Source organism: Bradyrhizobium sp. WYCCWR15520, from assembly GCF_056174665.1.
In genome coordinates this window covers 1-20,874 of sequence record NZ_JBWBWM010000044.1, presented here as the reverse complement: position 1 = coordinate 20,874, position 20,874 = coordinate 1, and the positions used below count along the sequence as shown (strand labels likewise).

Sequence of the window (20,874 nt, the reverse complement as noted above, 5' to 3'; positions counted from 1 at the left end):
GTTGTCGAGATGCCCGTCATTCCGGGATGGTCCGGAGGACCAGACCCGGAATCTCGAGATTCCGGGTTCGATGCTATGCATCGCCCCGGAATGACGACGGGTATTCACGAACCGCCCTGCGGCAGGTAATCATTGGTGTAGAACGCCTTCGGATTGTCCTTGGCCTTGGCGTCGAGACCGCCATATTCGACCATCAGATTGACCGTATCGGTCATGTTCTGGTCGGTCACCTGGAACGGGCGCTTGTTCTTGGTTTCGGCCGTGCGGTAGAGCGGGATCGTCAGTTCAAAGCCCTGCGTCAGTGTTTCGATCTTGCCGCCCTTCGGGTTGGCGTCGAGGATCGCCTGCGCGGCGCCCTTGGCATCCTTCTCTGCGGCTTCGACGGCTTTCGTCGTCGCCGACATGAAGCGCTTGACGAGATCGGCGTTGGCCTTGACGAACTCGGTGTTGGCGACGACGCCCGAGCAGACCATGTTGATGCCGTAGTCGGCGAACTTGATCGCGTTGACGTCCTTGCCGGTGGCGTCCTTGATCTTCATCGACTGGTCCATGACATAGCCGAGCAGCAGGTCAGCCTGGCCGTTGATGACGGCGTTCAGCTTGGTCTGGCCGTCGCCGGCGACCGTCTGGAAATCGCTTTCCTTCAGGCCGGTCTTCTTCAGGAACAGCGGCCAGATCTGCGTCATCGAGTCGGCCGGCGTGATCGCGACCGTCTTGCCCTTGATGTCCTCGGGCTTCTTGATGTTCTTTTCGACAAACCCCATCGCCGACATCGGGCTGGTCTGCAGCAGCACGCCGGTGGCGACGATCGGCGCGCCCTTCACGGCCGCGCGCATCATGGTGGGCACGTCGACATAACCGAAATTGGCGGTCTTGGCCGCAACGGCCTGCGTGGTCGCCGCCGAGCCGCGGCCTTCCTGGATCTCGAGGTCGATGCCTTCGGCGGCATAGATGCCCTTGGCCTTGCCGTAGTAGAACGGTGCGTGCTCGCCATAGACGTACCAGTTCAGCATCAGCACGACCTTGTCGGCGGCCGATGCCGGAAGCACCGAAAGTGCGGTCCAGATCAGGGCGGCGGAGATCGCCGTTATCGTTCGTATCATGGTCATCCTCCCGTTCGTGGTGATGCGGCCCTTGAGCGGACCGTTTGTTGGCTTGGCCTACGAAGCAAAAATGATGTCGTCGCGCTGGCTGACATGCCAGGGAATCACGAGGCGTTCGATGCGGTCGACGACCCAGAACAGGACCACGCCGAGCAGCGCCAGGATCACCAGCGCGGCAAACATCGTCGGCAGGTCGAACGTTCCAATCGAGCGCTGCATCACATAGCCGATGCCTGAATTGGAGCCGACGAACTCGCCGACAACGGCGCCGACGACGGCGAGCGTGATCGAGACCTTCAGCCCGGAGAAGATCGCCGGCATCGCATGCGGCAGATTGACGGCGCAAAATACGCGGAAGCGGCTGCCCTGCATGGCTCGCGCAAGATCGACCATATCGGGGTCGACCGATTTGAAGCCCTGCACCGCCGACACCACCACCGGAAAAAACCCGAGCAGGAACGCCGAGATCACTTTCGGGATGATGCCGAAACCGAACCAGACCACGAACAGCGGCGCGATCGCGATCTTCGGCACCGACTGCGAGAATACCAGCAGCGGATAGATATAGCTTTCGACCGTCTTCGATCCCGCGATCAGCATGGCGACGGGAATGCCGAACACCGCCGACAGCAGGAAGCCGCAGATGGTGGCATAAGTCGTGGGCCAGGACTGCCGCAGCAGTTCCGGCCACTCGGTCCGCAGCACCGCCACGACGTCGCCGGGAGCCGGGATCTGATAGGCCGGAATCTGGAACAGGCGGATGGTGACGTCCCACATCACCACGATGAACAGCAGGAACAGAAACGGCCGCACCCACGCCGCGTTCAGCGCTTTCGACAAGCCACTCTCGCGCTTCAGCTCGGCCACGTCCCACTCCCTATCGATCTTCTTTTCGGGCGGGAAATTAACCCGTTGGATAAATACTGGCAAGCGGGTTTTCGTGCGGCAATTTGCGCTCGCGTCGTCGTTCCTGCGAAAGCAGGAACCCATAACCACCGATGTCAATTGTTACAGCAGGATCAAGGACTACCGCCTCGAATCGAGGGGGCGCGGCGTATCGGTTCCTGCTTTCGCTGGGACGAAAAAGTCAAACCGGCTGATGCGCCGGCGACCGCACGCCCTGCCCCACGGCCTTGCCGAAATCCGCCGTCGACTTCCCCGTCAGCGCCGCCAGCACCAGCGCCACCATATGCGCCAGCCGCTCGTCCCTCGCCTCCTTCTTCAGGAGGTCGCGGCCGAAGATTACCGAGAGCGTGGCGCTGTTGGAGAGATAGAAGAAGCATAGCGCCGCGATCGAAATGTAGAGCTGCACCGGATCGACGGCGACGCGGAAATCGCCGCTTTCGACGCCGCGCCGCACCACGGTGCGGATCATCTCGACGAATGGCGAGTGCATCGATTTGACCTTGGTCGAACGCTTCAGATGACGCGCTTTGGCAAGGTTTTCGGTGTTGAGTAGCGCCAGGAATTCCGGGTTGCGTAGAAAATAATTCCACGTGAAGTCGATCAGCCGTTCGATCGCCTCGGGCGGATCGAGATGCTCGAGATCGAGCCCGCGCTCCTCGGAACGGATCTTCTCATAGGCGCCTTCGAGCACCGTGAGGTAAAGGTCTTCCTTGTTGCCGACGTGGTAGTACAGCATGCGCTTGTTGGCGCCGGCGTTGGCCGCGATGCGATCGACGCGCGCGCCAGCCAGGCCATGGGCGGCGAATTCCTGCTTGGCGGCCTCGAGAATGCGAAGCCGCATCCCCTCCGGGTCCCGCTGCCATTTCTGAACGCGTTTTGCCTTTGCCAAATCAGTCGCCCGATTGTCGCACTAAGCAAGCTGTAGCACGCAAGGTACGGTTTGAGAACGTGGCGACGGCCATCTTCCCTTCTCCCCTTCTTGTGGGAGAAGGTGCCTTCGCGATAGCGAAGGCGGATGAGGGGTCTCTATCCGCGGAGACAGACCCCTCACCCATCTCGAATGAGCTGACGCTCATTCGATCCACCCCAAGAGCGAGCTTCGCTCGTCTCGCTCCCCACAAGGGAGAGGGTAGATCTACGGCTTCCCTGCCGACGGCTGCACCAGCAGCGTCGGCACGCCGCAGGTGCCGCTGCGCACCGTCATGACCCGCGTTCCCGGCTTGCGACCGGTGCGGACTTCCGACACGTCGACACCGGCCTGGACGAGCCGCGCATGGGTGGCGTCGATGTCGGCGACGCGCCAGCACAGGCCGCGCAGCCGGTCCTGGGAAGTATCTACCTCCTTACCCGGCCGGTGCGTTACTTCGACGATGAGGTCACCGCAGCGGAAGAACATCAGCCGGCCCCAATCGGGGTGCGAGCGGTCGAGCGCCATGTCGAGGCCGAGCCGCGCGCCATAGAGGGCGGCTGCCCGCTCGGGGTCCGACGTTGAGACCACGACATGGTCCATCGCCGTGATCGAGGCGGTCGTGGTTCGCACTGACAGCGGTCGTTCCTGGTCGCGCTCGAGGAAGAACAGGCGGACGCCTCGCGTGGCTTCGGTCGCCGCGCGGGTCCGCTTCCATGTCAGCGTCGCGCCCGAGGCCGCATCGCGGCTTTCGACGTCGGCAATGGCATCAGGCTTCAGCGTGAGCCGGTCGAGCCTGCGATGCATCCTAGTGATGTCGCTGGTGCGGAAGCAGATGCTTGCGAGTCCCTCACCCTGGGCCGCCAGCACCGCGCGAATGCGGTCCGCATCGGCCCCCTCGCCACTCGGCGCCATCAACTCCAGCGTCGTGTTATCGAGTGTGAACAGGACACGGTCGGCGCCATCGCCGCTGTTCTGCCAGGCCGGCGCGCGGGCAAACAAGGTCTGGTAAGCCGCGGAGGCCACGTTGATGTCGCCCGTGAGAACGACGACGTGATCGAGGCCGGTGATCATGGGAACAGGCCTCGCGTGTTCTTGGCGGCGCGGACCTTCTCCACGCCGATCGCCATCGCCGCTGTCCGATGCGGGATCTTGTCCGCTTTCGCACGCGCCAGCATGGTATCGAAGGCGCGATCGAGGATGGCGTATTCGCGCCGCGTCACTTCCTCTTCCTCCCAGAACAATTGCTGCAGATCCTGCACCCATTCGAAGTAGCTGACCACTACGCCGCCGGAATTGCAGAGAATGTCGGGGATCAAGAACACTTCACCCTGGCGCTTTTCCAGCACCAGATCGGCTTCCGGCGTGGTCGGACCATTGGCGCCTTCCGCCAGCACGCGGCATTTCAGGTTTTCGGCGACGTTCGCATCGATGACGCGCTCCATCGCCGCCGGCACCAGCACGTCGCAGCGCAGCGTGAGAATTGCCTCGGGATCGAAAGTCATCTGGTTGGAGAAGCCGGCGATGCTGCCGTGTGTGCCAGCGTGCCGCATCAGCGCGGGAATATCGAGCCCGGCCGGATCATGCAGCGCGCCGGTGTGATCGCTGACGGCGATGATCTTCAACCCGTATTGCTGCAGCTCCAGCGCCGCATAGGAGCCGACATTGCCGAACCCCTGGATCACGGCGGTGGCGCTGCCCGGATTGATCGACAGCTCCTTCAGCACGCGCCTGGCGAGATAGGCGACGCCGCGCCCCGTTGCTTCGCGCCGGCCGAGCGTGCCGCCCGACGAGACCGGCTTGCCGGTGACGATCTCGGTCACGGTTTGGCCCTGATACATCGAATAGGTGTCCATGAACCAGGCCATCACCTGTTCGTTGGTGCCCATGTCGGGCGCCATCACGTCGGTATGCGGACCGACGAAGGGAATCATCTCCTGCATGTAGCGCCGCGACAGCGCTTCCAGTTCGCGTTTGGAAATGGTGGAGAGATCGACATTGACGCCGCCCTTGGCGCCGCCATAAGGCAGCCCGACCAGTGCGCATTTCCAGCTCATCCAGATCGCAAGTGCTGCGACCTCGCCGATATCGACGGATGGTGCGAATCGCGTGCCGCCCTTGGTGGGGCCGAGCGTGAGGTGATGCTGCACCCGGTAGCCCTCGAACACCGCGACCGTGCCGTCATCGCGGTGGATCGGACAGGAGACGGTGATGGCCCGCTTCGGCATCAGGATCCGGTCGCGCTCGTCCATCGGGATTTCGAGATGGTTGGCGATGACACCAAATTGGTTAACCGCCATATCGAATACGGGACCGGAATAAACGGTCATCAATTCCCTCCACTTTTGTCGCACCGCCGGGAAACCCGGGCAGCCGTCAGCCGTTATACTGACCTATACGAGCCCCTAAGGACGGTCGTATTCTCCTCATACTCCCATCTCAAGCTGCAAAGACGGCACGGTTGCGAATAATTTCAGCGAATGCATCCGATAACCGGTGCTAATGTGCGTGCGCCGGGCCGGGACCACCCCTCAGCTCATGACGGAAAACGAATGCAGGCTCTCTTCATCGGACAGACCTATATCGACGTTACCTTCATCACGGACCACATGCCGACCGGCGACGAAAAACATGTGGCCTCCGCCTATGCAGTGTCGTTTGGCGGCAACGCCGTCACCGCGGCGTTCTGCTGCGCCAAGCTCGGCATCGTGCCCGACCTGATAGCCACCGTCGCGAACGACTGGCTAGGCCGCATGTTTCAGGACATGGCCGCGAAATACGGAATCTCGATCCACCCGCGCAAGGTCAATTCCTCCTCGCTGTCGTTCATCATGCCGAAGGAAGGCAAGCGCGCCATCGTGCGCTGCCGCGACGACGAGCACATTCATCCCTTCCCGATGCTGAACCTGAAGGGCTGCCGCGCGCTGCATATCGACGGCCACCAGCCGGATGCCGCCATCCATTATGCCAAGCTCTGCCGCGAGGACGGCATTCTTACCTCGCTCGACGGCGGCGGCCTGCGCACCAACACCCATGAACTGCTGGAATTCATCGACGTCGCCATCGTCGCCGAACGGCTGTGCGAGCAGATGGACAAGACGCCGGAAGCCATGCTCGATTATCTCAAGAGCCGCGGCTGCCGGGTCGGCGGCGTCACCATGGGAGAGCAAGGCCTGCTCTGGTATGACGAGACCGGCGCGGTCCGCAAACTGCCGGCGCTGCCGATCGCGCGCGAACGCGTGCTCGATACCAACGGCGCCGGTGACGTATTCCATGGCGCTTACGTGTTTTCGTATCTCAACAATCCCGGGAAAGGCTGGCACGAGCATTTCGAGTTTGCGCGCGCGGCCTCGACCTATAAGATCCAGCGCCTCGGCAATGAGGCTGGACTACCGACGCTTGCCGACATCGATGGCGTCAAGCAGGAATTCCAGATCGGGCGCAAGAAGGAATTTTGGGATTAGAGATGGGGCGCGTCTTCGTCGCCGGCAGCATCAACATGGATGTGGTGGCGACAGCCGACCGGCATCCGAAGGTCGGCGAGACCGTCGCCGGCCAAGCCGTGCATTATTTTCCGGGCGGCAAGGGCGCCAACCAGGCGGTGGCCGCAGCCAAGCTCGGCGCGCCGTCGACGCTGATCGGCCGGCTGGGCGTAGATGCGTTCGGCCAGCAATTGCGGACGTTCCTCGCCGCGCAAGGCGTCGACCTCGCGCTGGTCCAGGACACCGCGGATATCCACACTGGAACGGCCGTCATCACCATCGCCGACGCCGATAACACCATCGTGGTGGTGCCCGGCGCCAATGCACTGGTCAGCGCCGACGACGTTGCCGCGCCTGCGCTCGCCAAGGGCGACGTCGCGGTGAGCCAGTTCGAAATTCCGCAAGCGACCATCGCCGCCTTCTTCAAACGGGCGCGCGCGGCCGGGGCGACCACCATCCTCAATCCGGCGCCGGCGCTCGCCTGCGCTCCCGGCCTGCTCGAACTCGTCGATATCCTCATTCTCAATGAAACCGAGCTTGGGCTTCTTGCGCAGAGCGTGCTTCACGACACCGACGAGCCTGCCCGCTTCATTGAAGCAGCGCGGCGCCTTCCAACCGGCCCGGACACCATCATCTGCGTTACGCTGGGCAAGCGCGGCGTGCTGGCGTTGATCGGCGGCGAGCCTTCGCTGATTGCGGGACGCGCTGTTAAGGCCGTGGATACCACCGGCGCGGGCGATTGCTTCGTCGGCGCCCTCGCCGCGCAGCTTGCCAATGGAACGCCGATCCGCGACGCGCTCGCATACGCCAATGCCGCCGCGTCGATCTGCGTGCAGCGGATGGGCGCCGCGCCGTCGATGCCGACGGCGGCCGAAGTGGATGAACTACTCGCAAAGCGCGCCTGACTTCGTAGGGTAAGCAAAGCGCAGCTTGCCACCCTACAAGTCCGGCTTAAGTCAGCGCACTCTTCAGGTCGAAGCCGGTGTCCGCCGCCTGCTCCGGCGTGATTGATCCGTTCACGGCGAGCAGGCGCCGGCCGAACATGTGGTCGCCCGCGCGATTAACGGACTCGATGCCGACGAGGCGTCCGCCCCTGTAGCAAAAGGCGGAGAATGCGGCCTGGGCCTGATCGCCGCGCACCACCACGCGGTCGTAGCCGGTGGTCAGTCCCACCATCTGCAGCTTGTCGGGACCCTGATCGCTCCAGAACCACGGCACGCCATCATAGGGTTTGGCATCGCCGGTCAGCCGGGCCGCGACGCAGCGCGCGTGGTCGGTGGCGTTCTGCACCGACTCCAGCCGCAGCGAGCCGCCGAAGCGCGGGCTTTCATAGAGCGCGCAATCGCCGATCGCCGAAATATTGGGATCGGCGGTGAGCAGATGCTCGTCGACGATGATCCCCGACGCCACCGGCAGGCCGGCCTGCGCCGCCAGCTCGACATTGGGCAACACGCCGACGCCGACCACGATCAGGTCGGCTTTCAGGTGCCGGCCATCGCTGAGGCTGACGCCGGTGACCTTGTGGCCGTCGCTCTCGATACTGGTGACCTGCACACCCAGATGAATGTGAATGCCGGCCGCGGTATGCCGCAATTGGAAGAACTCCGAGATCTCGGCCGTCACCGCGCGCGCCATCACGCGCGGGGCAAGTTCGACGACGTCGACTTCGAGACCCTTGGCCCGGGCCGTCGCTGCGAACTCCAGCCCGATAAAGCCGGCACCGATGACAACGACGCGCTGGCCCGCCGTGATGTAATCGCGCAGCGACTGGCTCTCATCGAGCGTCCGCAAATAGCGCACGCTGTCGAGATTGGCGTTGGGGATATCGAGCAGGCGATTGCGGGCGCCGGTCGCCAGTACCAGATGGCCGTAATCCAGCGATGCGCCGGAGGCGAGCGCCACCTTGCGCGCCGCGCGGTCTATCGATACCGCACGATCGGAGATCAGGTCGATGTTCTGATCAGAATAGAATTTTCCCGGTCGGAACATCAGGCTGTCGGGCCCGCCGGTTCCTTTCAGATAGGCCTTGGATAGCGGGGGCCGCTGGTACGGCAGATGGCCCTCATCGTTCAACAACGCGATGCGTTCGGAAAAGCCGTGCTGGCGCAGCGAGGCCGCAAGCTGATAGCCGGCGTGGCCAGCGCCAATGATAACAATTGTTCCTGCCGTCATAGGGACATCCTACGTTCGAGCACACGGGAATGACCCATGTCGTTTCCTCTCCAGTGATTTTGGCTTGCCTGTCTCGTCCCCTGGGCGCGGCGCTCGTGTCCGTCCCGAACGATGACAGACGCTATCTGACCTCATGGCACGAGGAGACGCAAGGGTGTCGGTGGCCCTGAGGGCGGCCTTTGCCGCATTTTTGCCGGTCCAGCCCGGGGATTGTCACCTCCTGACTTCTCTATTTAAATGCCGGCCCACCCTCGCGCCCCGAGGCCTTGCCATGTCGACCTCCGATGATACCGCCGCCCCTGCCCTGCTCAGGATCGAGGGCCCGATTGCGACCATTACCCTCAACCGCCCCGCGGCCTTCAATTCGATCAATCTGTCGATCGCACAGAAGCTCGAACAACTCGGCGCGGAGGTCGAGGGCAATGACGCTGTCCGCGTGCTGGTGATCGAGGGCGAAGGCCGCGCCTTCTCGGCCGGCGGCGATTTGCAGACCATTGGCGCTGCCGCCGCCAACGATACCGTGGCGCCCGTGGTCGGCGAGCTATTGAAGCACTACCACGCCTTCATCGAGACGCTGCGGCGGATGCCGAAGATCGTTCTCTCCAGCGTCAACGGCTCCGCCGCCGGCGCCGGCATGGGGCTCGCCTTCGTCACCGACCTCTGCATCGCCGCCGACGACGCCCGCTTCACGCCGGCCTATGCCAAGATCGGCGTCTCGCCTGATGGCGGCAGCACGGTCGGCATGGTTGGCACCGTCGGCACCCGCCGCGCGCTGCAGATACTTCTGGCCGAGGACAGCTTTACCGCGCAGCAGGCCTATGAATGGGGCCTGGTCGCCCGCGTCGTACCGGCGGCCGAGTTAAGAGCGGAAACACGCAAATTCGCCGAGCGGCTGGCGCAGAACCCGCCCGCGGCGATCGCCGGCACCAAGTCGCTGGTCTATCAGGCCGCGGTGACGCCGGTAAAGCAGCAGCTCGATGCCGAGGAAGCGAAGATCATCGACGCCATGCTCACCGAAGACTTCCGCGTCGCCGTGAAGAAGTTCACCAGCAAGGGGAAGTAGCGGCGCATTGATGCCGTCCGCTCAACTGTCATTATCCGCGAAAGCCGAAAGCGGATGATCCAGTACGCTGCGCTCTCTCAATTCAATGCAGCACTTCGGCGTACTGGATGCCCCGCCTTCGCGGGGCATGACGCCACCGGGCTAGTCCTTCCCCTGCCCGCGCATGAAGTCGAAGTCGCAGCCCTCGTCGGCCTGCAAAATGGTCTCGTTGAACAAATGCGCATAGCCGCGCCTCGCCCAATCGGGCGTCGCGGCCGGCGCGAGCGCCGCGCGGCGCTTCTCAAGTTCGGCATCATCGATAAGCAGGTCGATGCTGCGCTTGGCGACGTCGAGGCGGATCATGTCGCCGTTTTTCACCAGCGCCAGCGGGCCGCCGACGGCAGATTCCGGCGTGATGTGCAGCACGATGGTGCCGAACGCCGTGCCGCTCATGCGCGCGTCCGATATCCGCACCATGTCCTTGGTGCCGCCGCGCGCGAGTTTCTTCGGAATCGGCAGATAGCCGGCTTCTGGCATGCCCGGCGCGCCCTTGGGGCCGGCATTGCGCAGCACCAGCACGTCGTCGGCGTTGACGTCGAGATCGGGATCGTCGACCCGCAGCGTCATATCCTCGACGGATTCGAACACCACGGCGCGGCCGGTATGCTGCAGCAGTTTCGGGCTCGCCGCTGATTGCTTGATGACGGCCCCGCGCGGCGCAAGGTTGCCGTGCAGCACCGCCATTGCGCCTTCAACCTTGATCGGATTGTCGCGCGGACGGATCGCGTCCTGTCCCGGAACATCTTCCGCTTCAGCCACAACCTCGCGCAGCGTCTGCCCCGTAATGGTCTTTGCGTCGAGATCGATGAGATCGCCGAGTTGCGCCATCAATTTCGGCACACCGCCGGCATGATGGAAGTGCTCCATGTAATGCTCGCCCGACGGCTTCAGATCGACGAGCACGGGCACCTCGCGGCCGAGCTTGTCGAATGTTTCGAGGTCGATCTTGTGCGGCGAGCGATGCGCGATCGCGGTGAGATGGATCAGGCCATTGGTCGAGCCACCGATCGCCTGCAGCACCACCTGCGCATTGCGGAACGACGCCGGCGTCAGCAATTCGCTGGGCTTTGGCCCCTTCGCCTTGGCCAGCGCGGCCGCCACCCTGCCGCTTGCTTCCGCCGAACGAAATCGCTCGGCATGCGGTGCAGGAATCGTTGCGCTCATCGGCAGCGACAGCCCCAGCGCCTCGGTAACACACGCCATGGTGCTGGCGGTGCCCATCACCATACAGGTGCCGACCGATGGCGCGAGCCGGCCGTTGACATCTTCGATCTCGATATCATCAATTTCGCCGGCCCGATATTTTGCCCACAGCCGCCGGCAATCGGTGCAAGCGCCCAGTACCTCGCCCCTGTGATGCCCGACCACCATCGGCCCCACGGGAATGACGACGGTCGGCAGATCGGCGGAGACCGCGGCCATAATCTGCGCCGGCAGGGTCTTGTCGCACCCGCCGATCACCACCACCGCGTCCATCGGCTGGGCGCGGATCATCTCCTCGGTATCCATCGCCATCAGATTGCGCAGATACATCGAGGTCGGATGCGCAAAGCTCTCAGCAATCGAAATCGTCGGGAACACCATCGGCATCGCGCCCGACAACATCACGCCGCGCTTCACGGCTTCGATGATCTGCGGAACGTTGCCGTGACAGGGATTGTAGTCGCTGTAGGTATTGGTGATACCGACGATCGGCCGATTGAGCGCATCGTCGGAATAGCCCATGGCCTTGATGAAGGCCTTGCGCAGGAACAGCGAGAAGCCAGTGTCGCCATAACTCGTCAGTCCCTTGCGAAGTCCGTCGGCCATTTTTTTCTTCCTGTCGTTTCCTGGGACACTTAAGAAGCCTGGCGGATTATTGTCAATATTTGATCATTCGACCCTTCGAGGCGAGCATATCGTCGATAAACAGCAGCATTATTGACAATAATGCGCGTGCATGCTGATTTCCGGTCCAAACTGGAAACGCGCTCATGATCCAACCATTGCGCGATCTCGCAGTCGAGTATCAAGGTTCGAATAGCCGGACGATCGCGCATTTCGTGACCGCGCTTCGCGACGACTCGCCCTTCGAGACGGCGCCGCAGGATAATCTCGAGACTTTGCGGCTGGTCGAGGATTGCTATCGGCTGTCGGGCTGGGAGGCCTCGCGATGAAGCCGCAGGAATCATTGACCGAGACTTCCGCGCCGACGCGCGAGGAGGAGCAGGCGGAGGTCATCCGCCGGCTGGAAGAGGACATCATCTTCGGCCGCTTCGCGCCGGGTTTGCGGCTGGTCGAGGACACGCTGATGCAGCGCTACGGCGCCAGCCGGCATTTTGTCCGCCAGGCGCTGTTCCAGCTCGAACGCCAGGGCATCGTGCTGCGCGAGAAAAACATCGGCGCCACGGTGCGGTTCTATTCGGCCGAGGAGGTTCGCCAGATCTACGAGGTGCGGGAAATGCTGACGCGGCAGGCGGCGCTGATGATCACCCTGCCCACCCCCGCCGGCCTGATCGAGCAGTTGACCGAGTTGCAACGGCAGTATTGCGCCAAGGCCGACGCGCAGGATCTGCGCGGCATCCATGAAGCCAATGATGCCTTTCACGTCGCGCTGTTTTCCGCCTGCGGTAACCCCTATCTGGTGCGCTCGCTGCAGGACTACATGAACCTGACGCTGCCGATGCGCGCCAAGAATCTCGCCGACCGTGATGGGCTGGCGCTGTCGCGACGCCAGCACGAATTGATGATCGAGCTATTGAAGGGCCGCGACAGCTGGGCGCTGGCGCAGCTCTGTGTCGATCACATGCAGTTCAGCAAGTCGGATTATCTCGGGCGGATCGCCGCGGATAAGCAGACGATGTAGGGATCGTCATTCCGGGATGGTCCGAAGGACCAGACCCGGAATCTCGAGATTCCGGGTTCGCATCTTCGATGCGCCCCGGAATGACGTGCTATTTCTTCCAGTTGATAATCCGATCCTTGTCCCCGTCGAACTCCATGCTGCAGAACGTGCCACCCTGGTAGTAATCGCCGACCGGGTCCGGCTTCAGTTTGGCCTGCTCGGCCATCGCATGTTCGCGGAAATCCTCAGCCCTGCCGGTCGGGCGATAGCCGAGTTCGTAGGCGCGGTGATTGTCCCACCAGGCGCGCTCGTTATAGGAGGCGCCGTAGAAGATCTCGAAATGGATGTCGGGATGATCGAGCCCGATGCGGCAGAGCTGCACCAGGTCCTCCGGCTTCAGCCAGATCGACAGCCGGCGATGGTCGAGCGGCATCTCGCCAAAATTGCCGATCCGCAAGCAGGTGACGCCGAGCCCGTGCTTGTCGGCATAGAGCGCGCCTACCGCTTCGCCGAACACCTTACTGACACCGTAGCGGCTGTCGGGGCGCGCGGTGACGTCGGTACCGATCCGGTGATGGCGCGGATAGAAGCCGACGGCGTGGTTTGACGAGGCGAACACCACGCGCTTGACGCCCTTTTTCCGCGCGGCCTCGAACAGGTTGTAGCCGCCGATGATGTTGGACTGCAGGATCGAATCCCAGGGACCTTCCACCGAGTAGCCGCCGAAATGCAGGATGCCGTCAACGCCTTCGCAGATCGCCTCGACTTGTGACATATCGGCGAGATCGGCCGCCTTGAACTTTTCGTCCTTGCCGAGATCGGCCGGCGCCTTCAAATCGCTCAGCAGCAGGTCGGGATAGATCGGCGGCAACAGCTTGCGCAGGGATGCGCCGATCCCGCCGGCAGCGCCAGTCATCAATATGCGTGGCATTTGTTTCCTCTTGGTCTCGCAACCGATTTGCGGTCATTAGCAGGTAATGATAGCTAACCCAAACGCTCTGGGAACGCACCAACGAGAACAGCAAATGTCCGATGCAGCATCGCATTCAGCCGGCTGGCGCCCGGCGACCTATTACCCCGATCCGGCCATCCGTGCACTCGATCCGCGCTTCGAGAAGTATTGGCTGAAGCTCTCATCCGTGGAACGGCTGACCACCGGCCTGCGCTGGGCCGAAGGCCCGGTGTGGTTCGGTGACGGGCGCTATCTCTTGTGTAGCGACATCCCGAACCAGCGCATCATCAAGTGGGAGGAGGAGACCGGCGCGGTCAGCATCTTCCGCAAGCCGTCGAACTTCGCCAACGGCAATACCCGCGATCGGCAGGGACGGCTCGTCACCTGCGAGCATGGCGGCCGCCGCGTGACCCGCACCGAATATGACGGCTCGATCACGGTGCTGATCGATTCCTTCGACGGCAAGCGGCTGAACTCGCCCAATGACGTCGTCGTCAAATCCGACGGCTCGATCTGGTTCACCGATCCGACTTTCGGTCTGCTCGGCAATTACGAGGGCTACAAGGCCGAGCCCGAAATCGACGCCAATGTCTTTCGTCTCGATGCCGCGACCGGCAAGGCCAGCATCGTCGCCGAAGGCGTGCTGGGGCCGAACGGGCTAGCCTTCTCGCCGGACGAGAAGATTCTCTACATCATCGAATCCCGCGGCGTGCCCAACCGCAAGATCCTTGCCTATGACGTCTCGCCATCCGGCGACAAGCTTTCCAACAAGCGCGTGTTTGTCGATGCCGGCCCGGGCACGCCCGACGGTTTTCGAATAGATATCGACGGCAATCTCTGGTGCGGCTGGGGCATGGGTGATCCCGAACTCGACGGCGTCGTGGTGTTCGCCCCCGACGGCGTCATGATCGGCCGCATCGCGCTGCCCGAACGCTGCGCCAATCTCTGCTTCGGCGGCGTGAAGCGCAATCGCCTGTTCATGGCCGCGAGCCAGTCGATCTACGCGCTCTATGTGAACACGCAGGGCGCGCCGGGCGGATAAGTCCGCGCGCGCGCCTCAAGCGCCAAGGTCAATTCACCCCTTCTTCTCCTGTGCCGCGGCGGTCTGCTTGACCAGCGCCTCTTCAAACGCCTTTTCCAGCGTCGCCGCGTAGGCGTTGAACTCGCCTGGATTGACGAACGGACTGGGCGCGCCATCCGAAATCATGGCACGCTTGTCCTGCATCCTGTACATTTCCGGATGCGGCGCGAGCAGCACATCCACCTTCATCTCCTTCGCCCGCGCGAACGTCCTCCGGTAATCGGCGACGATCCCGGAATAGGTCGGATTGGGGGCGAGGCGGTTCAGCGCCACGGTGCCACTGCAGAAGATGAGGACCGAGCGCGTGGCATCGCCGTCCTTCACGGAGAATTCCCAGCTCGTGCAGCCCGGCGAATGTCCCGGCGTTTCGCGCGCGGTCAGCGTGACATCGCCGACCGTAACCTTGTCCCCTTCGCGCACCGTGCGGTCGACCTTCACCGGCGGAAACTTAAGCCCGTCGTCCTCCTGCGCGCCCGGATAGTAGCCGCCTTCGAGCAGCGGCTTGTCGGCATCGCCGGCGATCATCTGCGCGCCGCTGGCCTGCTTCATTTCGGCAAGGCCGCCGGTGTGATCGATATGGGCGTGGGTGTTGAGGAGGTATTTGATGTCGGTGATCTTGAAGCCGAGTTTTTCGATGCTCGCCTTGATCTGCGAGGTTGCGTCCGGCATCACCGTATCGACCAGGATATGGCCCTGCGGCGACGTGATCAGGTAGGACGCCAGGCCGTCGGTTCCGACGTAATAGACGTTACCGATCATCTTGAACGGCTCGGTCGGCGTGTTCCACTTCACCCTGAGGGTTTCGAGCAGATCCTTGACCGTTTGGGCCTCGACGGTGGCGGTCAGCGACATCAGCGCCACAAGCGCAACGGCGATCTTTTTCACGGCCATCCTCCATCTTTTCTTATTGCGCCGTCGCCATTATCGGCTTGCGCATTGACGCCGAGTTCAGCCTGACGACGATTCTGGTCAAAAAAATGCCGGCCGCGGTTCCGCAGCCGGCACCTTTCATGAACGGCGCGAGCGCCGCATCAATTACGCGGCATTGTAGCCGGCGACCGCCTTCACCTCGAGATATTCCTCCAGGCCGTACTTGCCCCACTCGCGGCCGTTGCCGGACTGCTTGTAGCCGCCGAACGGCGCGGTGCGGTCGTTCGGCACGCCCTGCAGGTTGATATTGCCGGCGCGGATCTGGCGGGCCACGCGGCGCGCGCTTTCCACCGTATCGCCCGAGACGTAACCGGCGAGACCGTAGGGCGTGTCGTTGGCGATCTTCACGGCATCGGCTTCATCCTTGGCGCCGATGATCGTCAGCACCGGTCCGAAGATTTCTTCGCGGGCAATCGTCATCTCGTTGGTGACGTCGGCGAAGATGGTCGGGCGGACATAGAAGCCCTTGTTGACGCCCTCGGGCAGACCGGGACCGCCGGCGACGAGCGTCGCGCCTTCGTCGATGCCCTTCTGGATCAGCGCCTGGATCTTGTCCCACTGGCCGCGATTGACGACGGGGCCGATGGTGGTGCCTTCGGCGCGGGGATCGCCGGCCTTGGTCTTGTCGGCGACGCCCTTGGCAATGGCGGCGACTTCCTTCATCTTCGACAGCGGCACGATCATCCGCGACGGTGCGTTGCACGATTGGCCGGAGTTGTTGAACATGTGCATCACACCGCCGGTGACGGCCTTGGTGAGGTCGGCGCCTTCGAGGATGACGTTCGGCGACTTGCCGCCGAGTTCCTGGCTGACGCGCTTCACGGTCGGCGCCGCGCGCTTGGCGACGTCGACGCCGGCGCGAGTCGAGCCGGTGAACGAGATCATGTCGATATCGGGATGCTCAGCCATCGCGGCGCCGACTTCGGGGCCGAGACCATTGACGAGGTTGAACACGCCCTTCGGCACGCCCGCTTCATGCAGGATCTCTGCGAAGATCAGCGCCGAGGTCGGGGTGAATTCCGAGGGCTTGAGGATCATGGTGCAGCCGGCGGCGAGCGCGGGCGCGACCTTGCAGGCGATCTGGTTCAGCGGCCAGTTCCAGGGCGTGATCATGCCGATAACGCCGACCGGCTCGCGCACCACGACAGCGGAGGGGAGCGTCTCTTCGAAGTGATAGTTCTTCAGGACTTCCAGCGTCGACATGATGTGGCCCAGGCCAGCACCGGCCTGCAGCTTTTCTGCCATCGGCAGCGGCGCGCCCATTTCGTCGGACACGGCGGCGCCGATGTCCTTCATGCGGCCCTTGTAGATCGCGATGATCTTTTCCAAGAGCGCAACGCGCTCCTCGCGGCTGGTCTGCGAATAGGTCACGAAAGCGCGCTTGGCGGCGACAACGGCCTTGTCGAGGTCGGCCTTGGAGCCGAGCGCAACTTCATACATTGCTTCTTCGGTCGCCGGATTGACGACGGGCGTGGATTTCTTGACGGCGGGATCGACCCAGGCGCCATCGATGTAGAATTGCATGCGATTGACCATCGGAAACCTCTTTATCTCGGAGCAATGAGGAGGAACGGAAGCGTTCGGCAGGCATCCTTGCACGAAAGCCCAAGCAGTTGAACCCGCCATATGCGGGGTGCCGCGATGCGGCAGGCGCTGGATATAAGGGTGGGAGTACGGAGGTGGCAAGGTACTCCTCATCGCGACTGTCCGTGTGGAGAGACCCCCACCCCGGCCCTCCCCCGCAAGCGGGAGAGAAGATTGCCGCAAGCAGCGAGTGAAAATTCAACGTAGCACCTAGACACAACTTTCAATGTCTCACGACGTTACACGCTCGCCATCAAGCCCCGAGCTGCGCCCCCTCTCCCGCACTTGCGGGGGAGGGTTGGGGTGGGGGTGGCGCGGCATTGGAAGTCTCGCATCACACCGCCGTCTTCCGGTGCCGCACCGGCGCGCCGACCGTGAGGCTTTCGGCGGCGTCGATGATGGCGTTGGCGTCGATGCCGTAGTGGCGGTAGAGGTCGCCAATGGTGCCGGTCTGGCCGAACTGCTCGACGCCGAGCGCCTCAAGGCGGTGACCGCGGACACTGCCGAGCCAGCAGAGCGCGGCCGGATGGCCATCGATCACGGTCACGATACCGCAGTCGCGGCCGAGCGGCGCCAGCAGTTTTTCGATGTGGCTGAGATGCTGGATGCCACGGCGGTCACGGCGCAAATTCCGCGCAGCGGACCATCCGGCATGCAGCCGATCGGCAGAGGTTACCGCCAGTAAACCAACGTCGCGGTGGCTTTCGCCGATGAAGCCCACCGCCTCGATCGCCTCCGGCGCCACCGCACCGGTATAGGCGATCACGATATCGCAGTTCGGTCCCGGCTGGCGCAGCCAGTAGGCACCCTCGGTGATGTCCCGTTGCAGGTCCGGCGTCATGATCCGCTGCGGCTGATCGATGGTGCGCGTCGACAGCCGCAGATAGACCGAACCGCCCTCGCCGCCGTCGCGCTGCATGTGACGAAAACCCCACCCCATGATCGCGGCGAGTTCATCGACGAAAGCCGGCTCGAACGAGGCCAGCCCATCCTGCGCCATGCCGATCAGCGGCGTCGCGATCGACTGGTGCGCGCCGCCTTCCGGCGCCAGCGTAATGCCGGATGGCGTCGCCACCACCATGAAGCGCGCATCCTGGTAGCAGGCATAGTTCAGCGCATCGAGACCGCGCTCGATGAAGGGATCGTACAGCGTGCCGACCGGCAGCAGCCGCTCGCCGTTGATCTGATGCGACAGCCCCAGCGCCGATAGCATGATGAACAGGTTCATCTCGGCGATGCCGAGTTCGAGGTGCTGTCCCTTCGGTGAGAACTCCCAAGTGAAGGCGGACGGGATTTTCTCCTGCCGGAACAGGTCGTGGTTTTCGGCCTTGGCAAACAAGCCCCGCCGGTTGACCCAGGCGCCGAGATTGGTCGACACGGTGACGTCGGGCGACGCGGTGACGATGCGCGCGGCCAGTTCGGTGTCGCCACGCGCGAGCTCGTTGAGCACCAGCCCAAAGCCCTGCTGCGTCGACATCTGCGCCGCCGGCTTGAAGGTGAGCTGTTGCGGCACGTCGATGACGTCAGCGGTGAGACGGCGGCGGCCCTCCTGGTTGAAGGGCGCTGCTGCCAAAAATGCTTCGAGTTCGGCGGGCGCCTGCGACAAGCCTTCGAACTTGTCCCATTCATGGCCGGGACGGATGTTCTGCGCGCCGCGCCACTTCTCCATCTGCGCCACCGTCATCAGGCCGGCGTGATTGTCCTTGTGGCCCTGCATCGGCAGCCCGACGCCCTTGATGGTGTAGGCGATGAAGCAGACCGGACGGTCGTGATCGATCGATTCAAATGCCTCGATCATGCTGGCCATGTCATGGCCGCCGAGGTTGGACATCAGCGCCAGCAACTCTTCGTCGCTGCGGCGCTCGATCAGTTGCGACACCTGTCCCTGATCGCCGATGTCGTCCTGCAGATGTTTGCGGAACGCCGCGCCGCCCTGGAAGCACAGCGCCGCATACATCTGGTTCGGGCAATTGTCGATCCAGCGCCGCAACGCTTCGCCGCCGGGTTCGGCGAACGCCGCCTGCATCAGGCGGCCGTATTTCACGATCACCACGTCCCAGCCGAAATTGCGGAACATGGTCTCGAACTTCTCCCACAGCCCTTCGCGCACCACGGCGTCCAGGCTTTGGCGGTTGTAGTCGACGATCCACCAGGTGTTGCGCAGCGCGTGCTTCCACCCCTCAAGCAGCGCCTCGAAGATGTTGCCCTCGTCCATCTCGGCGTCGCCGACCAGCGCGATCATCCGCCCCTCGGGCCGGTCCTTCATCCAGCCATGGGCGGTGACGTAATCCTGCACCAGCGAGGAGAACAGCGTTTGCGCGACGCCGAGTCCGACCGATCCGGTGGAGAAATCGACGTCGTCGGCATCCTTGGTGCGCGACGGGTAGGACTGCGCGCCCTTGTAGCCGCGGAAATTTTCCAGTTTTTCGCGAGTCTGGTGGCCGAACAGATACTGGATGCTGTGAAACACCGGGCTTGCATGCGGCTTCACCGCGACGCGGTCCTGCGGACGGAGCACGGAGAAGTACAGCGCCGACATGATGTTGGCGAGCGAGGCGGACGAAGCCTGATGGCCGCCGACCTTCAACCCGTCGCTATTGGGCCTGACATGGTTGGCGTGATGGATGGTCCACGACGACAGCCACAACACCTTGCGCGCCAGCGCGGTCAGCGTTTCCAGGCGTGCGGGCTCGATCGGCATGGCCATGCTCCGGAGGCGTTCAGTATGCGCCGATTTTAGCGGGCGGCAGGACACCAAAATTCTCAATTTGCTGCGACATACCGCCCAATATTGGGATAGTTTACCACAATCGACCCCAAAACCACGAGTTCATCCCAATGCCGTCCCTCGACGCCATCGACCGCAAGATCCTCGGCCTGCTGCAATCCGACAGCCGCATGACCATGCAGCAGCTCGCCGACAAGGTCGGCCTGTCGGTATCGCCCTGCCATCGCCGCGTGAAACTTCTGGAAGAGCGCGGCGTCATCACCCGCTATATCGCGACTGTCGACCAGAAATCGCTGGGCTTGCATGTCAGCGTCTTCATCTCGATCAAGCTGGCGCGGCAGAAGGAGGAAGACCTCAACCGCTTTGCCAGGGCGATTTCGAAATGGGACGAGGTGCTGGAGTGCTACCTGATGACCGGCAACCGCGATTACCTCCTGCGCGTCGTTGCGGCTGATCTTTCCTCCTACGAAGCGTTCCTGAAGAACAAGCTGACGCGGCTGGATGGCATTGCCTCGATCGAGTCCAGCTTTGCGCTGAGCCAGGTGAAATATTCGATCGCGCTGCCGGTGTAATGTGAGGGCCCGCTGGTGGCCCCGCCCTTCGAGACGGCCGCTGCGCGGCCTCCTCAGGGCGAGGGGATGGATGCTTGGCGATGCACTCTCCCGTCATTGCGAGCCAACGGGTCGCGCGAACGCGCGCCCGATGACAGGCTCCGCGAAGCAATCCATCTGTCCGCGTACGTGGTGACAATGGATTGCTTCGCTGCGCTCGCAATGACGCTGAGATAGCGACGCATACTCGACTGTCGTCCCCGCGAAGGCGGGGACCCAGTACGCCGCGGCTTCTCGGCTCAATCACTGCTGCCTCTGGAATACTGGGTCACCCGCTTTCGCGGGTGACGACGACTGAATATGACTTCGCGATCTCGCGACATGAACTGCCCGAGGTTTGCATCTGCTTTCCTGCCCTCATCGAGATCAGAGCAACTGTGCTGGAAGTAGCCCGGTGATCGGCCGGCCTCAAGGCTGGCGCTGGCGCGCCCCCGCCTACGGCGGCTGCGGCCTTGACCCCGCCCGTTCACCGGTCTGTCGGCTTTGCAAGCG

General features: G+C 63.2%; 18 protein-coding genes. 7 read left to right on the top strand and 11 right to left on the bottom strand.

The window, feature by feature from the left end; all coding sequences use genetic code 11:
- Nucleotides 1-104: 104 nt before the first annotated feature.
- The 5 genes from AC0QUY_RS35130 to AC0QUY_RS35110 all read right to left on the bottom strand — a co-directional run bounded on the left by AC0QUY_RS35130 (nucleotide 105) and on the right by AC0QUY_RS35110 (nucleotide 5,246).
- The gene (locus tag AC0QUY_RS35130) at nucleotides 105-1,103 is read right to left on the bottom strand and encodes an ABC transporter substrate-binding protein (protein WP_161852853.1); all 999 of its coding nucleotides are present in this window, start codon (nucleotides 1,101-1,103) and stop codon (nucleotides 105-107) included.
- Between the two features lie 57 nt (nucleotides 1,104-1,160).
- Nucleotides 1,161-1,970, bottom strand: coding sequence for an ABC transporter permease (locus AC0QUY_RS35125; RefSeq protein ID WP_065756591.1), 810 nt, complete (start codon nucleotides 1,968-1,970; stop codon nucleotides 1,161-1,163).
- Nucleotides 1,971-2,190: 220 nt separating this feature from the next.
- Nucleotides 2,191-2,850: a TetR/AcrR family transcriptional regulator gene (locus tag AC0QUY_RS35120; protein WP_161852851.1), complete on the bottom strand. Its 660-nt coding sequence runs from the start codon at nucleotides 2,848-2,850 to the stop codon at nucleotides 2,191-2,193.
- A 294-nt stretch (nucleotides 2,851-3,144) separates the two neighbouring features.
- Nucleotides 3,145-3,990: a VOC family protein gene (locus AC0QUY_RS35115; protein ID WP_475390597.1), complete on the bottom strand. Its 846-nt coding sequence runs from the start codon at nucleotides 3,988-3,990 to the stop codon at nucleotides 3,145-3,147.
- The gene (locus tag AC0QUY_RS35110; protein ID WP_475390595.1) at nucleotides 3,987-5,246 is read right to left on the bottom strand and encodes a Glu/Leu/Phe/Val family dehydrogenase; all 1,260 of its coding nucleotides are present in this window, start codon (nucleotides 5,244-5,246) and stop codon (nucleotides 3,987-3,989) included. Before AC0QUY_RS35110 ends, AC0QUY_RS35115 begins: the two co-directional genes overlap by 4 nt.
- Before the next feature lie 222 nt (nucleotides 5,247-5,468).
- Here AC0QUY_RS35110 and AC0QUY_RS35105 point away from each other — a divergent pair, with 222 nt between their 5' ends.
- Together AC0QUY_RS35105 and AC0QUY_RS35100 are read left to right on the top strand one after the other, a co-directional pair.
- A complete protein-coding gene (locus AC0QUY_RS35105; RefSeq protein ID WP_475390594.1) occupies nucleotides 5,469-6,380 on the top strand; it encodes a sugar kinase in 912 nt (303 codons plus the stop codon).
- Between the two features lie 2 nt (nucleotides 6,381-6,382).
- A complete protein-coding gene (locus AC0QUY_RS35100) occupies nucleotides 6,383-7,303 on the top strand; it encodes a ribokinase (RefSeq protein WP_475390592.1) in 921 nt (306 codons plus the stop codon).
- A gap of 46 nt (nucleotides 7,304-7,349) precedes the next feature.
- Here the strand turns inward: AC0QUY_RS35100 and AC0QUY_RS35095 are convergent, their stop codons facing one another.
- Entirely contained in the window at nucleotides 7,350-8,570 is a 1,221-nt protein-coding gene (locus AC0QUY_RS35095; protein WP_475390588.1) for an NAD(P)/FAD-dependent oxidoreductase, read from the bottom strand.
- Nucleotides 8,571-8,841: 271 nt separating this feature from the next.
- Here AC0QUY_RS35095 and AC0QUY_RS35090 point away from each other — a divergent pair, with 271 nt between their 5' ends.
- On the top strand, nucleotides 8,842-9,633 hold the full coding sequence (locus AC0QUY_RS35090) for an enoyl-CoA hydratase/isomerase family protein (RefSeq protein ID WP_161852845.1): 792 nt from the start codon (nucleotides 8,842-8,844) through the stop codon (nucleotides 9,631-9,633).
- 141 nt (nucleotides 9,634-9,774) lie between these two features.
- Here the strand turns inward: AC0QUY_RS35090 and AC0QUY_RS35085 are convergent, their stop codons facing one another.
- Nucleotides 9,775-11,481 (bottom strand): IlvD/Edd family dehydratase, encoded by a 1,707-nt coding sequence (locus tag AC0QUY_RS35085; RefSeq protein ID WP_475390586.1) that lies wholly within the window; start codon nucleotides 11,479-11,481, stop codon nucleotides 9,775-9,777.
- 164 nt (nucleotides 11,482-11,645) lie between these two features.
- On the opposite strand from AC0QUY_RS35085, the gene AC0QUY_RS35080 reads away from it, so the two are divergent.
- Together AC0QUY_RS35080 and AC0QUY_RS35075 are read left to right on the top strand one after the other, a co-directional pair.
- The gene (locus AC0QUY_RS35080) at nucleotides 11,646-11,828 is read left to right on the top strand and encodes a hypothetical protein (protein ID WP_475390584.1); all 183 of its coding nucleotides are present in this window, start codon (nucleotides 11,646-11,648) and stop codon (nucleotides 11,826-11,828) included.
- Nucleotides 11,825-12,517, top strand: a complete 693-nt coding sequence (locus tag AC0QUY_RS35075; protein ID WP_475390582.1) for a GntR family transcriptional regulator — start codon at nucleotides 11,825-11,827, stop codon at nucleotides 12,515-12,517. The genes AC0QUY_RS35080 and AC0QUY_RS35075 overlap by 4 nt, the downstream gene beginning before the upstream one ends.
- Nucleotides 12,518-12,605: 88 nt before the next feature.
- Here the strand turns inward: AC0QUY_RS35075 and AC0QUY_RS35070 are convergent, their stop codons facing one another.
- Nucleotides 12,606-13,427: an NAD-dependent epimerase/dehydratase family protein gene (locus AC0QUY_RS35070; RefSeq protein ID WP_475390580.1), complete on the bottom strand. Its 822-nt coding sequence runs from the start codon at nucleotides 13,425-13,427 to the stop codon at nucleotides 12,606-12,608.
- Nucleotides 13,428-13,521: 94 nt separating this feature from the next.
- Between AC0QUY_RS35070 and AC0QUY_RS35065 the strand changes: the two genes are divergently transcribed.
- Nucleotides 13,522-14,490 carry an SMP-30/gluconolactonase/LRE family protein gene (locus AC0QUY_RS35065; RefSeq protein WP_475390578.1) on the top strand — a complete coding sequence of 323 codons (969 nt, stop codon included), beginning with the start codon at nucleotides 13,522-13,524 and terminating at the stop codon, nucleotides 14,488-14,490.
- 33 nt (nucleotides 14,491-14,523) lie between these two features.
- Here the strand turns inward: AC0QUY_RS35065 and bla are convergent, their stop codons facing one another.
- The 3 genes from bla to AC0QUY_RS35050 all read right to left on the bottom strand — a co-directional run bounded on the left by bla (nucleotide 14,524) and on the right by AC0QUY_RS35050 (nucleotide 19,744).
- The gene (gene bla, locus AC0QUY_RS35060) at nucleotides 14,524-15,414 is read right to left on the bottom strand and encodes a subclass B3 metallo-beta-lactamase (RefSeq protein ID WP_475390576.1); all 891 of its coding nucleotides are present in this window, start codon (nucleotides 15,412-15,414) and stop codon (nucleotides 14,524-14,526) included.
- 150 nt (nucleotides 15,415-15,564) lie between these two features.
- Complete coding sequence (locus tag AC0QUY_RS35055; RefSeq protein WP_475390574.1) at nucleotides 15,565-16,995, bottom strand: aldehyde dehydrogenase family protein; 1,431 nt, start codon at nucleotides 16,993-16,995, stop codon at nucleotides 15,565-15,567.
- Nucleotides 16,996-17,377: 382 nt separating this feature from the next.
- Nucleotides 17,378-19,744 carry a transketolase gene (locus AC0QUY_RS35050; RefSeq protein WP_475390572.1) on the bottom strand — a complete coding sequence of 789 codons (2,367 nt, stop codon included), beginning with the start codon at nucleotides 19,742-19,744 and terminating at the stop codon, nucleotides 17,378-17,380.
- 137 nt (nucleotides 19,745-19,881) lie between these two features.
- Here AC0QUY_RS35050 and AC0QUY_RS35045 point away from each other — a divergent pair, with 137 nt between their 5' ends.
- Nucleotides 19,882-20,343: an Lrp/AsnC family transcriptional regulator gene (locus AC0QUY_RS35045; RefSeq protein ID WP_475390571.1), complete on the top strand. Its 462-nt coding sequence runs from the start codon at nucleotides 19,882-19,884 to the stop codon at nucleotides 20,341-20,343.
- Nucleotides 20,344-20,874 lie beyond the last annotated feature (531 nt).

What these genes read in the sequence shown, in the direction of transcription:
- AC0QUY_RS35130 (WP_161852853.1), bottom strand. Translation starts at nt 1,103, where the DNA reads ATGATACGAACGATAACGGCGATCTCCGCCGCCCTGATCTGGACCGCA.
- AC0QUY_RS35120 (WP_161852851.1), bottom strand. Translation starts at nt 2,850, where the DNA reads ATGCGGCTTCGCATTCTCGAGGCCGCCAAGCAGGAATTCGCCGCCCAT.
- AC0QUY_RS35115 (WP_475390597.1), bottom strand. Translation starts at nt 3,990, where the DNA reads ATGATCACCGGCCTCGATCACGTCGTCGTTCTCACGGGCGACATCAAC.
- AC0QUY_RS35110 (WP_475390595.1), bottom strand. Translation starts at nt 5,246, where the DNA reads ATGACCGTTTATTCCGGTCCCGTATTCGATATGGCGGTTAACCAATTT.
- AC0QUY_RS35105 (WP_475390594.1), top strand. Translation starts at nt 5,469, where the DNA reads ATGCAGGCTCTCTTCATCGGACAGACCTATATCGACGTTACCTTCATC.
- AC0QUY_RS35100 (WP_475390592.1), top strand. Translation starts at nt 6,383, where the DNA reads ATGGGGCGCGTCTTCGTCGCCGGCAGCATCAACATGGATGTGGTGGCG.
- AC0QUY_RS35095 (WP_475390588.1), bottom strand. Translation starts at nt 8,570, where the DNA reads ATGACGGCAGGAACAATTGTTATCATTGGCGCTGGCCACGCCGGCTAT.
- AC0QUY_RS35090 (WP_161852845.1), top strand. Translation starts at nt 8,842, where the DNA reads ATGTCGACCTCCGATGATACCGCCGCCCCTGCCCTGCTCAGGATCGAG.
- AC0QUY_RS35085 (WP_475390586.1), bottom strand. Translation starts at nt 11,481, where the DNA reads ATGGCCGACGGACTTCGCAAGGGACTGACGAGTTATGGCGACACTGGC.
- AC0QUY_RS35080 (WP_475390584.1), top strand. Translation starts at nt 11,646, where the DNA reads ATGATCCAACCATTGCGCGATCTCGCAGTCGAGTATCAAGGTTCGAAT.
- AC0QUY_RS35075 (WP_475390582.1), top strand. Translation starts at nt 11,825, where the DNA reads ATGAAGCCGCAGGAATCATTGACCGAGACTTCCGCGCCGACGCGCGAG.
- AC0QUY_RS35070 (WP_475390580.1), bottom strand. Translation starts at nt 13,427, where the DNA reads ATGCCACGCATATTGATGACTGGCGCTGCCGGCGGGATCGGCGCATCC.
- AC0QUY_RS35065 (WP_475390578.1), top strand. Translation starts at nt 13,522, where the DNA reads ATGTCCGATGCAGCATCGCATTCAGCCGGCTGGCGCCCGGCGACCTAT.
- AC0QUY_RS35055 (WP_475390574.1), bottom strand. Translation starts at nt 16,995, where the DNA reads ATGGTCAATCGCATGCAATTCTACATCGATGGCGCCTGGGTCGATCCC.
- AC0QUY_RS35050 (WP_475390572.1), bottom strand. Translation starts at nt 19,744, where the DNA reads ATGCCGATCGAGCCCGCACGCCTGGAAACGCTGACCGCGCTGGCGCGC.
- AC0QUY_RS35045 (WP_475390571.1), top strand. Translation starts at nt 19,882, where the DNA reads ATGCCGTCCCTCGACGCCATCGACCGCAAGATCCTCGGCCTGCTGCAA.